The following is a 14,750-nucleotide window of genomic DNA, read 5'->3' as shown; positions in this document are numbered from 1 at the left end:
GGCAAGTGTTGCCACACAAGTACGAGGGCGTCATCCTGTCCGACGGCGCTGCCGCACACTCGGCGACGGCGCTCCCGACACCGATGCTGGAGGCCATGCGATGCCTGCCGACTCCGCGAACCCGGTGCCCACCGTCGCGCCGCCGTACACCCGGCGGCTCGCCCCCGACGTCTACGCCTACATCCAGCCCGACGGCGGCTGGTGCCTGAACAACGCCGGCTTCGTCACCGGCCCCGGCCCGACCGTTCTCGTCGACACCGCCGCGACCCGGGCACGGGCCCGTGCCCTGGCCGAGGCGATCGCGGCCACCGGCGCACCACCGCCCGCCCACGTGATCAACACTCACCACCACGGGGACCACACCCACGGCAACGGCCACTTCCTGCCGGGCGCCACCGTGATCGGTCACCTCAACTGCCGCCGTGAGATGCTCGCCACCGGCCTCGCACTGCAACGCGCGTGGCCGGGCGTGGACTGGGGCGAGATCGTCGTGTCCCCGCCCTCCGTGACGTACACCGACCGCATGGTGCTGCACGCCGCGGGCACCGAGATACACCTCGTCCACCCGGGGACGCCCGCCCACACCACGGGCGACACCGTGGTCTGGCTGCCCGAGCGGCGCACGGTCTTCGTCGGCGACCTGGTCTTCAACGGGATCGCGCCGTTCCTGGTCGAGGGTTCCCTGGACGGCTCCCTGCGCGCGCTCGACCTGCTGCGGTCGCTCGACGCGGACGTCGTCGTACCCGGTCACGGACCGGTGTGCGGGCCGGAGGCCTACACGGCGACCGAGCACTATCTGCGTACCGTACGGCGCCTCGCGGCTGCGGGCCGTGCCTCGGGCCTGACGGCCCTGCAGATCGCCCGCGCCGCCGCCCGGGAAGCGGCGGACAGGGACGTACTCGACCATCCCGAGCGGCTCGTGGCCAACCTCCACCGAGCCTTGGCCGAGCTGGACGGTGCTCCGGCCGGAAGCCCGCTCTCCCTGCCGCGGATCCAGCGGGACGTCATGGACTTCACCGGCGGAGCGCCGCTTGTCTGCCACGCGTGAAGACGCGCGTTCCGCACGTGCCTGTCACCCTGCAGAAAGGACGGCCTGTGCGCCGAGCCGCCCGCCAGACTCCACCCGATGGTGAACTCCCCGTCTCGCTCGACAGTTTCGTCGGCAGGGACACTGAACTGGACGCCTTGCACGGGTTGTGGAGGCAGTGCCGGCAGCTCACGCTCGTCGGGCCGCCGGGTGCGGGAAAGTCGCGGCTGGCCGTGGAGTTCGCCCGGCACCAGCGCGGCGCCTTCGACCAGACCGGATTCGTCGACGCCGGCCCGCTCGGCACATCCGCAGAGCTGGTGGCGGCCGTCGCCGAGTCCCTGCTGGTGCGTGAGCGGCCCGACGAGCCGCTGCTGGACACGGTGTGCGCCGAGTTGAGCGTCCGCCGGGCCCTGGTGCTGTTCGACGGCTGCGAGGGAGCCGTCGACCCGTGCGCCCGGCTCGTCGAGACGCTGCTGCGGCGCTGCCCCAACGTCCGGATCCTGGCGGCCTCCCGGGAACTGCTCGGGGTTTCGGGTGAAGTCACGTTCTCCGTGCGGCCGTTGTCGTTGCCCGAGAACGGCGTCACGGTGGGCCCGCCGGCACGGCAGGGGCTCTCGGACGCGGTCCGCCTGTTCGTCGACCGGGCCCGCGAGCAGGTACCGGGATTCGAGCTGAGCGAGGCCAACGGCCGGGCGGTGGAGGCGATCTGCGTCATGCTGGACGGGATCCCGCTGGCCATAGAGCTGGCCGCGCGTTGGGTACGGCTCCTGAGCTGCGAGGAACTGCTCGCCCACCTCGGCGACAGGTTCGACCTCCTGACCGTCTCCCCGCGCACCGCCGACGACCGTCACCGCGACCTGCGCTCGGCGCTGGGGTCGAGCGTCGTCCGACTCGACCCCCGCGCCCAGGCGGTCTTCCGGCGCCTGTCCGTGTTCGCCGGGGGAGCGGACCTCGCCGCGGCGACCGCCGTCTGCGCCGGTGACGGCGTGCCGACCGGCTCCGTGCTGAGGACGATCTGCGATCTGGAGGCCAAGTCGCTGCTCGACGCACGGCCGTTGACGGATCCGGCGGGCCGGGACCGGCCCCTCGCACGGTTCACGATGCTGGAATCGATCCGCCTCTACGGCTTCGAACAGCTCACCGCTTCCGGGGAGACGGACGCCACCTTCGACAAGCTGGCGGGCTGGCTCTCCAGGCTCGTCGAATCCCTGCCCGAGCCGGTGATCGCCTACGCGGACACGTTACGGCTGCTGGAGGAGGACGGCGACAACCTGCTCCGGGCGGCCGAGTGGGCGACCGGGAACGGCGACGGGCGACACGCCCCGCTCATCGCCGCGGCGGCCAGATGCGCCTGGGAGCGCGACGATCCCCAGGCCGCCGGACTGCTGCTGACAGCCGCGCTGGCCCGCGCGCACGACGCCCCCGCCTGCCGCGGCCTCGTACTGCAGCAGGCGGCCTGGCTGGAGTTCTGCCAGGAACGCCTCGACGCGGCACATGCCCTCGCCCGGGAGGCGATCGGGATCGAGCGGGGCCTGGACCGCCCCCTGATGCTCGCCGAGGCCCTGGGCCTGCTGGGGCTGGTGCGGCTGGCGCGCGGCGAGTTCACCGGCGCCCACCGGAGCATGGAGCAGGGCCTCGACACCGTGAGGCCTCTGGGAAACCTGCGGCACACGGCACGCAGGCTCCACCACTGCGCGTGGGCGGCCCTGCGCGCCGGGGAGCGGGAGCGGTCCGCCGCGCTGCTCCAGGAGCTGTCACCGATCCTGTTGACCGAGACGGAACCCGCGCTGCTGGCCGCCGTGGAACACCTGGGCGGGATGGTGGAGCTGGACACCGGTGACCTGGAGCGGGCGGAGTCACGCTTCAAGCGGTCACTGCGCGCCGACCACCCCGACCGGTACGGCACGCCAAGGGCGTTGGAGGGGCTGGCGATGGTCGCGGCGCGCCGGGCGCAGGCCGAGCGGACCCTGCGACTGCTCGGCGCGGCCGCCGCGATCCGCGGATCGCGTGCGGAGCCGGATCCCGTCTGGCGGCGGTCCGTGGACACGGCCGCGGGCGAGGCCGGCCGGCTGCTGGACCCGGCGGCGGCCGAGGCGTTGCGGGCCGCCGGAAGCCGGATGACCGCAGGACAGGCGGTGTCCCTCGCGGTGCACGACGCGCCGGCCGAACCGGCCGGACGCGCAGGCGTCGGCCATGACCTCACGGAGCGGGAATGCGAGGTCGCACGGCTGGTGGCGGACGGCATGACGAACCGGCAGATCGCGCGGAGGCTGGACGTGTCCCCCCGCACGGTCGACGCGCACCTGCAGCACATCCGCGACAAGCTCGGTCTGCGCGCCCGGGCACAGGTGGCGGTGTGGGCCGCGCGCCGCCTGTCGTCCGCTCCGGCGCGCCCGGACGCCTGGTGCGAGGGGCCGGGACTGTGCCTGCGGTAGCTGTGCGCGAGCTGCCGGGTGCGACGTCCGCCGGCCGATAGGCCACGAAGCGAGCTGCCGTCATCGGTGATTCACGCACTCCGGCCGTGCGGCGTAAGCCGGTTGGCCGTTCCCGGCGCGCTGCGCGTTCCACCGATGCCGACGCGGCCCGGCACGGGCACGGTGTTCACGTCACACCACCACTCCGTGTGGCCGAGGGGGCAGGTACGTGGACGCAAGTGTCATCGTCGTGGGAGCCGGGCCGGCGGGACTGATGCTCGCCGGCGAACTACGGCTCGCCGGAGCCGACGTCATCGTTCTGGAGCGCCTCGCCCGGCCGTCGGGCGTCTCCCGCGCTCTGGGACTGACCATCCGCACCATGGAGGTGTTCGACCAGCGGGGACTGCTGGAACGGTTCGGACGGCTCGACAGCAGCACTCGGCAGTACTTCGGCGGTGTGCCCGTCGACCTCGCCGCACTCGACAGCGTCCACCTGGGCGACAAGACGGTCCGCCAGGCCCGAATCGAAGAGGTGCTGGAGGAATGGGCCGCCGAACTGGGCGCGGACATCCGGCGCGGCCATGAGGTGCTGTCCCTGGCACAACGCCCCGACTGCGTGGAGGTCGAGGTGCGCGGTCCGCGGCAGGCACGACTGCTGCGCGCACGCCACCTGGTCGGCTGCGACGGCGCCCGCAGCATCGTGCGCCACGCCGCCGGCTTCGGTTTCCCCGGCAGGGAGCCGAGCCAGAAGATGTACGTCGCCGAAGTACGCGGCGTCGAGAGCCGGTCGATCATGCGGGGCGACGCCAGGGTGCGGGCCGAGCGCGTGCCCGGCGGCAATGTGCTGGCGTACGACCTCGGCGAGGGCATCACCCGCGTCTTCGCCCACGAGCGGGCGGCACGGCCCGACGACCGCACCGAGCCGCCGGCCTACGCGGAGGTCGCGGCCGCCTGGCGGCGTCTGACCGGCGAGGACATCTCCGCGGGGGCACCGCTGTGGACGATCGCCGTCGACGACGCCACACGTCAGGCCACCGAGTACCGCCGGGGCAGGGTCCTGCTCGCCGGACACGCCGCACACGTCCAGGTCCCGGCCGGTGGCCAGGGTATGCACGCGGGCATCCAGGACTCGGTGAACCTGGGCTGGAAACTCGGCGCGGTGAGCCGCGGCAGCGCTCCTGAAGCCCTCCTCGACACCTACCACAGCGAGCGCCACCCCGTGGGACGGCGACTGCTGACGAGCACACGGGCACAGGCACTGCTGTTCCTCGACGGCGAGTACCTCGAGCCCCTGTGCGAGGTGCTCACCGAACTCGCCGGGTACGAGGCCGTCAACCGGCATCTGGCCCTTATGGTCAGCGGACTCGACGTCCACTACGACGTCGGCCCCGGCGACCACCCGCTCCTGGGCCGCCGCATGCCCCACCAGACCCTCAAGGGTCCGGCCGGCACAACGAGCACCGCCGAACTGCTGCGCCCGGCCCGGGGCGTACTCCTGGACCTGGCCGACGACGCCGGGCTGCGCCGCGCCGCCGGCGCCTGGGCGGACCGGGTGGACACCGTCACCGCTGTCCCCGAGGCCGACGGGTCGCCGGACCCACTCGGCGGCACCGAAGCGGTGCTGATCAGGCCGGACGGCCATGTCGCCTGGGTCCAGGGCTGCCCCCGCGCCCTGCCCGAGGCCCTGGAGCGGTGGTTCGGCCCGGGCCGGGAGCAGGACGCGTGAAGTCGGAACCTACGAGGCCGGGGCCCGCGGAGCCCCGCCGGCACCGGACGAAGGAGAGAAGGCGGATGCGCACCAACCTGATCGTGGCACGCATGGACCCGACGGCGAGCGCCCGAGCCGCCCGCGTCGCGGCCGAGTTCGACAGCACCGACCTGCCGCGGCGGATGGGCACGCTGAGGCGCGAGCTGTTCATGTACAAGGGTTTGTACTTCCACGTGCAGCAGTTCGACGAGAGCCAGGGATCGGAGGCCTTCGAACGCGCCTGGACGGACCCGCGCTTCGTGCGTGCGCGCGGCGAGGCCGAGCCCTACTTCGAGCACTACGACCCGCAGAACTGGCGCTCCATCCGAGACTCCATGGCCACCTGCTTCTACCACTGGGAGGCGCCCCGATGACCCCCCGAAGAGTGGCCGTCACAGGGCTCGGCGTACTGGCGCCGGGCGGCATCGGAGCCAAGGACTTCTGGAGGCTGCTGGCCGAGGGCCGTACTGCCACGCGCAGGATCACCCTCTTCGATCCCTCTCCCTACCGGTCCCAGGTGGCGGCGGAGGCCGACTTCGACCCCGAGCGGCACGGCCTGAGCCCGCGCCAGGCACGGCGGCTGGACCGGGCGGCCCAGTTCGCGCTGGTCGCCGTGCGCGAGGCGGTGCGGGACAGCGGCGTCGAACCGTCCGCCACGGACCCGCACCGCGTCGGGGTCTGCGTGGGCACGGCCGTAGGGTGCGCCACGAGCCTGGAGGAGGCGTACCACGAGGTCAGCGACGGCGGCCGGGTGCACCTGGTGGACCACAGCCGTACGACGCCCGAGCTCTACGACCACTTCGTGCCGAGTTCGATCGCCGCCGAGGTCGCCTGGGCCGTCGGTGCCGAAGGACCCGCGACCGTGGTGTCCACCGGCTGCACCTCGGGCATCGACGCCGTCGGCCACGCCTGCGAACTGATCCGCGAAGGCTCCGCCGACGTCGTGGTCGCCGTCGGCACGGAGGCGCCGATATCGCCGACCGTGCTCGCGAGCTTCGACACGGTCAAGGCGACGACGCCGCACAGCGGGGACCCGGGCGAGGCGGCCCGGCCCTTCGACCGCACCCGCGACGGCTTCGTGCTCGGCGAAGGCTCCGCCGCCGTCGTCCTGGAGGACCTGGATCACGCCCGCCGACGCGGCGCTCAGGTCCACGCGGAGATCGCCGGCTACGCCAACCGCTGCAACGCCTTCCACATGACCGGCCTGCGCGCCGACGGCCTGGAGATGGCCCGGGCGATCAGGGCCTCGCTCGACGAGGCCCGGCTGAACCCGCAGGACGTCGACTACGTCAACGCCCATGGCTCGGGCACCGTACAGAACGACGTACACGAGACCGAGGCCTTCAAGGCCACTCTCGGTGAGCACGCCCGTGTCACGCCCGTCAGCTCGATCAAGTCGATGGTCGGCCACTCGCTGGGCGCGATCGGGACGATCGAGATCGCGGCGTCGATCCTCGCCATGGCACACCACGTCGTACCGCCCACCGCGAACCTGCGCAGCCCGGACCCGGCGTGCGATCTGGACTACGTACCGCTCGTCGCCCGCGAGTGGCGGACGGACACGGTGCTGACCGTCGGCAGCGGGTTCGGCGGCTTCCAGAGCGCCATGGTGCTGACCCGGCCGGAGAGGCGGACCCGATGACCTCCGCGGTCGTGGTGACCGGCATGGGCGTGGCGGCCCCCAACGGGCTCGGCCTGGACGCGTACTGGGACGCGACCCGCTCCGCCAGGAGCGGTATCGCCCGGGTCTCCCGCTTCGACCCCGGACCCTATCCGGCGCAGCTCGCGGGGGAGGTCCCCGGGTTCGACGCGCGGTTGTTCCTGCCCGGCGCTCTGCTGGCGCAGACCGATCACATGACCAGGCTCGCGCTGGTGGCGGCCGACTGGGCGCTGGCCGACTCCGGCGCGGACCTGCGGCAGCTGTCCGCGTACGACGTCGGCGTGGTCACGGCCGGTTACGCGGGCGGCGTGGAACTCCAGCAGCGGGAGCTGGAGAAGATGCGGAGCAAGGGACGGCCGCGCCCGAGCGCGTACCTCTCCTTCGCCTGGTTCTACGCGGTGAACACCGGACAGATCTCCATCCGCAACGGGCTCAAGGGAGCCGGTGGTGTGGTGATCGGTGACCAGGCGGGCGGCCTCGACGCCCTGGCGCAGGCGCGGCGCCACATCCGCAGGGGCGGCCGGATGACCGTCGCCGGAGGTGTCGACGGCTCACTGTGCCCATGGGGGTGGGCGTGCCGGCTAGCAGGGGGGCGAGTGTCCGCCGAGCGGGATCCGGACCTCGCCTATCTCCCCTTCGACCGCAGGGCGCGGGGGCATGTGCCGGGAGAGGGCGGGGCCCTGCACATCCTGGAGGAGCGCGAGGCCGCGCGGCGGCGAGGGGCCAGGATCTACGGGGAGATCGCCGGGTACGGCTCGACCTTCGACCCGCCTCCCGGCAGCGGGCGCCCGCCGGGCCTGGGCAGAGCGATCCAGCTGGCCCTGGCCGACGCCGGGGTGGAACCGGACGGGATCGACGTGGTGTTCGCCGACGCGGCCGGATGGCCGGAGCAGGACCGCGCGGAGGCCGAGGCGATCAACGAGGTGTTCGGGCGGTGCGCGGTGCCCGTCACCGCACCCAAGACGATGACCGGCCGCCTCAGCTCCGGAGCGGCCCCGCTGGACGTCGCGGCCGCGCTGCTGGCGCTGCGCGACGGTGTCATCCCGCCCACTCTGAACTCCTCACCCGACCCGGACCACGGGATCGACCTGGTGACGCGGAGTCCGCGCCCCGCTCGGCTGCGGGCCGCGCTCGTCCTGGCCCGCGGCCACCCCGGCTTCAACTCCGCGCTGGTCGTACGCGCGGCGCGGTGAGACAGAGACAGACGGACCCAGACAGAGACAGAGACAGCGACAGGGACGGACAGAGACTGTGACAGAGAGGTCCACCATGCCTGACCGGTCATTCACCATCGACGACCTCGCGGTGATGTTGCGCGACAGCGCGGGAGACTCGGACGAAGCCTGCCCAGGCGGCGACATCCTGGACACCAGCTTCGTCGCGCTCGGATACGACTCCCTCGTCCTGCTCGAGACGGTCGTCCGCATCGAGGACACGTACGGCATCACGCTCGACGACGCGGCGCCGGCCAAGCCGGAGACGCCCCGGGCGCTGATCCAGGCCGTCAACGAGATGCTGCGGGCGGAGCGATGACCCGGCGGCCGCCACGGGTGGCGCTCGTCACCGGCGCCACCAGAGGCATCGGACTGGCCACGGCGCGACTGCTGGCCACGCGTGAGCACCGGGTGTTCATCTGTGCGCGCGACGCCGGGGACGTGGCGGCCACCGTCGGGAAGCTGAGGGCGGAGGGCCTGCACGTCGAGGGCGCCCGGTGCGATGTCACCGTGGCCGAGGACGTCCGGGGCCTGGTCGGCGCCGCTGTCGAACGCTTCGGCCCGATCGACGTGCTCGTGAACAACGCGGGCCGCAGCGGCGGCGGGGTCACCGCGGACGTCACGGACGAGGCGTGGTCCGAGGTGATCGAGGCCAACCTGACGAGTGTCTTCCGGGTGACCCGTGAGGTGCTCACCTCGGGCGGTATGCGGGACAGGAACGACGGCAGGATCATCAACATCGCCTCCACGGCCGGGAAGCAGGGCGTCGCGCTGGCGGCCGCGTACTCGGCCTCCAAACACGGTGTCGTCGGTTTCACCAAGGCGCTGGGCAACGAACTGGCCTCGACCGGCATCACCGTGAACGCGGTGTGTCCCGGGTTCGTCGAGACCGCCCTGGCCCGGGAGGTGCGCGCCGGCTATGCCGCCGCGTTCGGGACCTCCGAGGAGGCCGTGCTGGAGAGGTTCCGGGCGCGGATACCGCTGGGCCGTTACAGCACACCCGACGAAGTCGCCGGCTTGGTCGGCCATCTGGTGTCCGACAGTGCCGCCTCGATCACTTCCCAGGCGATCAACGTCTGCGGGGGCCTGGGGACCTTCTGAGCCGCCGGCCGCGGAGCGCCTGCCGCTCCGCGGCCGATGAGAGGAGTACTTGATGCAGTTCGACGGCGAGCGGCGAGCCGAGCACGGGATCACGGTGCCCGCGCCCGCCGACACCGTGTACCGGCTCCTGGCGGATGCGGAGGACTGGCCACAGGTCTTCCCGCCGACCGTCTGGGTCGACCGTGCCGGGGGATCGTCCGCCCGGGAGGAGCGGCTGCGGATCTGGGCGAGCGCGGGCGACCGGCTCACGGGCTGGGTCTCGCGCCGGTGGCTCGATCCGCGGGCGTGTCGCATCGACTTCCGCCAGGAGGTGCCCGCACCGCCGGTGGCCGCCATGAGCGGCAGCTGGCGAGTGGAGCCGCTCACCGACGACACCTGCCACGTGCGGCTCCTGCACAGCTACCGAGCTCTCGACGACGACCCCGCCGGCCTGGAGCGGATCGAGCAGGCGGTCGACCGGAACAGTCGCAGCGAGCTGACCGCCCTGAAGACGGCCGCCGAGCGTGCCACGGCACCCGGCGACGGGTCGCGCCTGGAGATCGACGACAGCGTGCGGATCGACGGACCGGCCGAGGAGGTCCACGATTTCCTCCGCCAGGCCCAGCTCTGGCCCGAACGTCTTCCGCACGTGCTCTCGGTCGCCCTTCGGGAGGACATGCCGGACCTGCAGACACTGGAGATGCGCACCCGTGCCGCGGACGGCAGCGTGTCGACGACCGTGTCGGCCCGTGTGTGCCTCCCGGACCGTCGCATCGTCTACAAACAGACCCTGCTGCCCCCGCTGCTGGCCGTGCACACCGGCCGCTGGAGCATCGCGGAGACGGGCCGGGGCGTGACGCTGAGCTCTCACCACACGGTCGTCATCGACCTGGCGGATATCCCCGAGCTGTTCGGCGCCGACGTGAGCCCCGAGACGGCACGTACGATCGTGCGCGAGGCCGTGTCCGCCAACAGCCGTATCACGCTGGACCACGCCCGCCGCCACGCCGAGCGGCAGCGCTGACCGTGCGCCGGCACGAGGTCGGCGACGGTCAGCGCTCACCCCGCTTCAGTGCGTTGTCGGAGGGCGTGAGTCCTTCGGCGATCCGCGTGACGCACGGCGGCGCCTTGGACAAGGCCTGCGCCCGACGCTCTTCCTGGCTGTTCGTCAGGCGCTCCAGCAGTTCGTCGGCGAACTCCTCGGCCTCCCGCTCCTCGGACCGGGTGTGGTCGGTCCGCCCCGCGATGATGCGCGCCATCCTGGCCGGCAGGTTCGGGGCGAACTGGCGAAGGCCCGCCTGCCGGTCCAGGACGACGGGCTCGTGCCCCAGGTACAGATGCGCGAGTTCGTGCAGCAGAACCCCGAGCCGGTGGTACCAGGACGGTGAACTGACGCAGTACACGACGTACGAGCCGTCCCGGTAGCGTGCCGTCGCCCCGCTGAGCCGTGCTCCGCGCATCGGGACGAACCTGACCTCCACGCGTTCTTGCAGGTGCTCGCTGAGCACCTCGCCCACGCGGCGGCAGGCGTCCTTCGACGTGGCCGTCGGGGGCAGGGCGAACCTCTCGATCAGCCGGTCGATGAGTTCACCTCGCTCGCTCTGCTCCATGACGCCTAGTTCACTGGTCCACTCGTAGAACCGCACGACCCGCTCATATCGCCGATGGTCTCTCTTTCGAAGGCGGACAGGTACATCCTCACGCAGCTTCACCCCGGATTACTGCCGTGTCAATGGACCGGCGATGTACTCCACGTGAGTATGAGAGGCGGGGTGGTGTGCTCCCCGCCTCCCCGGCGGTGCGTCAGGCCAGCCCGTACGCGCGGATCACCGTCTGGCGTACCTTGTTTCCGTTCGAGTCGCTCGCCGAGACCCGCAGCGACACGTACGAGGAACGGTCCGAGGGGTTGAAGACCGCGACCTCGGCCCGGTTGCCTTCGCGCTCCCGGACCCAGGCGTGCCTCCAGGAGGCTCCGTCGTCGTAACTCACCTCCACCGAAAGGTCCTTGAGTGTCGCCTCGGGTGCCCCGGCCTGCGATTTGATCGTGACGCCGAGCGTCTGCCAGTCGAAGGCGCGGCCCCGGCCCAGCTCGTCGAAGTCCGAGCTGACATCGGCCTGGAGCAGCGGCAGCCAGTCCAGGCCCTGAGGCCGTTCGGAGCGGAACGTCCACTCGGTCGTGATCCGGTTGGCCGTGGTCGCCCAGTCCGGTGACCGACGGGCATCGAGGGCGAGTTCATAGGTGCCCGGGTCGGCCGGCATGGCGAACCAGCCGATGCCCGGCAGCGGTGCCTCGCCCAGTACCTCGCCGTCCCGCGACAGCGTCATCCTCGCCTGCACATGGCGCAGTTGGAACACCGCCGCCGAGCCGTGGTCCGGATCGGTCGGTGCGAACGCGCCGATCACCGCCGCCAGGGTGTCCTCGGTGCGGTAGACGCCGTTGACGTAGCGGTGCAGGTCGAGGTCCGGGCGCAGGACGCCCCGGTTCCATACACGCGACACGGAAGTGCCCGCCGTGTAGTGCCCGATGCCGGAGACGCCGCCGTCGAACGCACCCGGGAACGGGGTGCCGGTGGCGCGCTGGAACAGGTGCTCCGACCAGTGCGTCTCGAACTCGGCCGTCCCGGGGGAGTACAACTCGGTGCGGCTGCCGGGCAGCGGGACGTCGTGCAGGATGCCGAAGATCAGCCCCTGCATCGGCATGTACGCCGGACCGGCGGAGCGGGCGCCCAGGGCCGGTTTGCCCTGTGCCCGGTAGTCCGCGCGCACCTGCCCCAGTCGGGAGTCCCGCACCGGGTAGTCCAGGTTCTCCGGAATGCCGCCGCCACGGGGCCCGTGGGCCAGGTAGTAGGTGTACGCCGATCCCTTCGCCGGCAGCATCACGGCTGTGTGCCCCAGAACCATTCGCTCGGGGTCCGCCGCCACCGGGACCGCGTACATCGGCGCCCGAGTGACGGCGCCCAGGATGAGGTTGCTCTGGGACCGCCCGTCGTCGGCCAGCATGCCGAGGTTCAGCTCGGTGTAGTAGCGCCGGGCATCGGGCCGGTCCACCCGGTCGACCACTTCCTTGCCCCGCCGGGCGTCCAGCACGACCGTGATCCCGTCGTGGTCGACGACGGTGTGCGGCTGGGACTCCAGCGTCAACGGGGCTTCCGCGGCCGGGAGTTCCGCGTCACGCGTGGAGATCGAGCCGGTCACCGCGTAGACCCCCTTGGGGAGTCGGACGGTGGCCTCGCCGTCGCGCAGCCGGACGGGCGGATCGGCGTACGCGATGCCGTTGCGCTGGAAGAGGTACACGCCCTGCACGAGATCGTCGCTCGCGGGCATCCCGTCGCGGTCGATCGCCTTGATCGTCACGTCGTACGACTCGGGCTCGACCACGACGCCCACGGCGGTCACCACGCGAACCCCGTCACCCTCGGCGGTGACGCGCCCGCCGAACTGCCCTGCGGCCCGCTGGTGGAACGCCGACGCCTTGAGGGTCGCCGTCACGTCCGCCGTGCCGTGTGCCGGGACGGTGACCCGGTCCGCGGAGAGGGTGAGGCTGCCGTCGGGTGCGGGTTCGGTGGCGGACTCGTTGGTGAGGGAGGCGGCCAGGGACAGCGTGACGTCCGTGCCGCCGGTGTTGCGGTACCGCACGGTGCGGCGGGCATCCGGGAGCGCCCGCTGAGGATAGGGGAGACGGCCGAAGGACAGGGAGACCGTCTCGGCGTACACCTGCTGCTTCGTCGCGCGCGCCGCGTCCAGACGGCCGGATCCGGTCCCGAACACCGGCTGCCCGGCGGCCGGATCGGCGGACGAGACCAGGGCCGCCTTCAACCGCCGCCCGCTCCAGTCCGGGTGACGCTGGGCGAGCAGCGCCGCGGCGCCCGACACGTGCGGGGTGGCCATGGAGGTGCCGTACAGGCGGGTGTAGAGGTCGTCTACCGGCTCGCCGAGGCTGGTGCCCTTCGCGCGGGCGGCCGCGATGGCATCACCGGGTGCAGCCATGTCGGGCTTGACGGCCTGGTCGCCCGGGCGCGGACCGCAGCTGCTGTACGTGCTCAGGACGTCGTCGGCGTCCACCGCGCCCACGGCCAGGGCCTCGTCGGCGGCGGCCGGGCCGCTGATCGTCGGGGCCCAGCAGTAGCTGTTGCCCGCGGCGGCGACGAACAGCGTGCCGTAGCGGTCGCTGAGGTCGTTCACCGCCAGTGAGAGCGGGTCCCTGCCGTCGGAGGCCTCGTCGGTGCCGAGGCTCAGGTTGACGATGTCGGCGCCGCTCGAGGCCGCCCACTCCATCCCGGCGATGATCGCCGAGTCGTCGCAGTACTCGTCCGCGCAGACCTTGCCGACCAGCAGGGAGGCGTCGGGGGCGACACCCCGGTACGCGGCGCCCGGACCGCCCGCGCCGCTGCCCAGCGCGATGGACGCCACATGCGTGCCGTGGCCGACCTTGTCCGTCGTCCCGCCGCTGTCGGTGAAGTCCCGGCTGTCCTTGACGCGCCCGCTGAAGTCGGGGTGCGTGGCGTCCAGACCGGTGTCCAGGACCGCGATGTCCACACCCCTGCCCGTGTAGCCGGACTCCCAGGCGGCCGGGCTGCCGATCTGCTTGTTGCTGCGCTCGTCCTTGACCCGCACGCGCCCGTCGAGCCAGACGTGTTCCACGCCGGGCCGCAGCCGCTTGACCGCGCCGCCGGTGGTCAGCGCGGACCACAGTGCCCCGGGCGTGTCGGCTCCGGCCCGCAGGGCGGCGCCGCCCAGCGCGGGCAGCGCCCGGACGGTGCGTAAACCGTGGGTGCCGCGCAGCGCCGGGGGAGGGGCGCCGCGATAGGCGGCGATCGCCCGGGCCGGAACGACTGCGCCCGAGGGAAGCGTCTCCGCCTGTCCGGTGACGTCGAACAGACGTGGATCGAGGCGACCGGACGCGAGCAGGTCCGCGGCGTCCGCGGGGACGACGTCCAGCCGGACGCGGCCGTGGCGGTCCTTGGTGTACGACCTGAACACGGCGACGCGTTCACGTCCTTCGGCGGCGCGGTACAGGGCCTCTGGTGGTGAACCCGGCCGTGTGGTGACCACGACCTGGTCGCCGGTGATCAGCGTGACGATGCGGATGCTCGCCCGCTGCTGCTGCGGCGACGAGACGGAGGGCGACGAGACGGAGGGCGACGAGACGGAGGGCGACGAGACGGGGGGCGACGGAACGGATGGTGCGTTCGCCCCGGCAGGGGCGGTGAGAGTGCCCGCGGTGAGCGCGGCCAGCACGGCGACGACACTGCTGCGGCGCCAGGGACTCGCTCTGAAGCGCATGGTGGTGCTCCCTGTAAGCAAGTGGGGGGTGGTGGCTCCGGCGAAGCGGAGCCCGGAGGGTCAGCACCGAACCCTTTGCGACGTGGCCACGTCAACCATGTGCCGAGTCGTCGACCGGGCCCACCGCGGCCCGCACCTCACCCACCTGGCCCGACGCCGCCGTCCCGGACGGGCAGTCGGGCGGTGCTTCCATCAGGCGTCCATCGGAGTGGCCGGGCCGCGTCCGGCACGCCGACGCCACCGCGTCGTTGCGCGTGGGGGAGGCTGTGAATGGAGCGCGAATGGACCGGCGGCCTGACCGGGCTACCGCACGACGGCAGAGGCC

11 protein-coding genes are annotated in these 14,750 nt (G+C 72.5%); 9 read left to right on the top strand and 2 right to left on the bottom strand.

Annotated elements, in window-relative coordinates:
• The first annotated feature begins 100 nt into the window (after window positions 1-100).
• The 9 genes from ACZ6SQ_RS01220 to ACZ6SQ_RS01180 all read left to right on the top strand — a co-directional run bounded on the left by ACZ6SQ_RS01220 (window position 101) and on the right by ACZ6SQ_RS01180 (window position 10,166).
• Complete coding sequence (locus ACZ6SQ_RS01220; RefSeq protein WP_469555286.1) at window positions 101-1,048, top strand: MBL fold metallo-hydrolase; 948 nt, start codon at window positions 101-103, stop codon at window positions 1,046-1,048.
• 137 nt (window positions 1,049-1,185) lie between these two features.
• Complete coding sequence (locus ACZ6SQ_RS01215; protein ID WP_469555284.1) at window positions 1,186-3,462, top strand: ATP-binding protein; 2,277 nt, start codon at window positions 1,186-1,188, stop codon at window positions 3,460-3,462.
• A 208-nt stretch (window positions 3,463-3,670) separates the two neighbouring features.
• Entirely contained in the window at window positions 3,671-5,167 is a 1,497-nt protein-coding gene (locus ACZ6SQ_RS01210) for an FAD-dependent monooxygenase (protein ID WP_469555282.1), read from the top strand.
• A 65-nt stretch (window positions 5,168-5,232) separates the two neighbouring features.
• Window positions 5,233-5,562, top strand: a complete 330-nt coding sequence (locus tag ACZ6SQ_RS01205) for a TcmI family type II polyketide cyclase (RefSeq protein ID WP_469555277.1) — start codon at window positions 5,233-5,235, stop codon at window positions 5,560-5,562.
• The gene (locus tag ACZ6SQ_RS01200; protein WP_469555274.1) at window positions 5,559-6,830 is read left to right on the top strand and encodes a beta-ketoacyl-[acyl-carrier-protein] synthase family protein; all 1,272 of its coding nucleotides are present in this window, start codon (window positions 5,559-5,561) and stop codon (window positions 6,828-6,830) included. Before ACZ6SQ_RS01205 ends, ACZ6SQ_RS01200 begins: the two co-directional genes overlap by 4 nt.
• Window positions 6,827-8,041 (top strand): ketosynthase chain-length factor, encoded by a 1,215-nt coding sequence (locus ACZ6SQ_RS01195; protein ID WP_469555271.1) that lies wholly within the window; start codon window positions 6,827-6,829, stop codon window positions 8,039-8,041. The genes ACZ6SQ_RS01200 and ACZ6SQ_RS01195 overlap by 4 nt, the downstream gene beginning before the upstream one ends.
• A 76-nt stretch (window positions 8,042-8,117) precedes the next feature.
• Window positions 8,118-8,381, top strand: coding sequence for an acyl carrier protein (locus ACZ6SQ_RS01190; RefSeq protein WP_469555269.1), 264 nt, complete (start codon window positions 8,118-8,120; stop codon window positions 8,379-8,381).
• Complete coding sequence (gene fabG / locus ACZ6SQ_RS01185) at window positions 8,378-9,163, top strand: 3-oxoacyl-ACP reductase FabG (RefSeq protein WP_469555266.1); 786 nt, start codon at window positions 8,378-8,380, stop codon at window positions 9,161-9,163. The genes ACZ6SQ_RS01190 and fabG overlap by 4 nt, the downstream gene beginning before the upstream one ends.
• Before the next feature lie 52 nt (window positions 9,164-9,215).
• Entirely contained in the window at window positions 9,216-10,166 is a 951-nt protein-coding gene (locus ACZ6SQ_RS01180) for an aromatase/cyclase (RefSeq protein WP_469555263.1), read from the top strand.
• A 28-nt stretch (window positions 10,167-10,194) separates the two neighbouring features.
• On the opposite strand, the gene ACZ6SQ_RS01175 is transcribed toward ACZ6SQ_RS01180, so the two are convergent.
• Window positions 10,195-10,788 (bottom strand): hypothetical protein, encoded by a 594-nt coding sequence (locus ACZ6SQ_RS01175; RefSeq protein WP_469555258.1) that lies wholly within the window; start codon window positions 10,786-10,788, stop codon window positions 10,195-10,197.
• 157 nt (window positions 10,789-10,945) lie between these two features.
• Entirely contained in the window at window positions 10,946-14,425 is a 3,480-nt protein-coding gene (locus ACZ6SQ_RS01170) for a S8 family serine peptidase (RefSeq protein WP_469555255.1), read from the bottom strand.
• Window positions 14,426-14,750: the final 325 nt, after the last annotated feature.

Source organism: Streptomyces sp. NPDC048600 (assembly GCF_055587025.1).
Note: the sequence above shows the minus strand (reverse complement) of the source record. Positions and strands in the feature narration are given on the sequence as shown.

Excerpts from the sequence above, each read along its gene's own strand:
- ACZ6SQ_RS01170 (WP_469555255.1), bottom strand. The coding sequence starts at position 14,425 with ATGCGCTTCAGAGCGAGTCCCTGGCGCCGCAGCAGTGTCGTCGCCGTG.
- fabG (WP_469555266.1), top strand. The coding sequence starts at position 8,378 with ATGACCCGGCGGCCGCCACGGGTGGCGCTCGTCACCGGCGCCACCAGA.
- ACZ6SQ_RS01220 (WP_469555286.1), top strand. The coding sequence starts at position 101 with ATGCCTGCCGACTCCGCGAACCCGGTGCCCACCGTCGCGCCGCCGTAC.
- ACZ6SQ_RS01180 (WP_469555263.1), top strand. The coding sequence starts at position 9,216 with ATGCAGTTCGACGGCGAGCGGCGAGCCGAGCACGGGATCACGGTGCCC.
- ACZ6SQ_RS01190 (WP_469555269.1), top strand. The coding sequence starts at position 8,118 with ATGCCTGACCGGTCATTCACCATCGACGACCTCGCGGTGATGTTGCGC.
- ACZ6SQ_RS01200 (WP_469555274.1), top strand. The coding sequence starts at position 5,559 with ATGACCCCCCGAAGAGTGGCCGTCACAGGGCTCGGCGTACTGGCGCCG.
- ACZ6SQ_RS01195 (WP_469555271.1), top strand. The coding sequence starts at position 6,827 with ATGACCTCCGCGGTCGTGGTGACCGGCATGGGCGTGGCGGCCCCCAAC.
- ACZ6SQ_RS01205 (WP_469555277.1), top strand. The coding sequence starts at position 5,233 with ATGCGCACCAACCTGATCGTGGCACGCATGGACCCGACGGCGAGCGCC.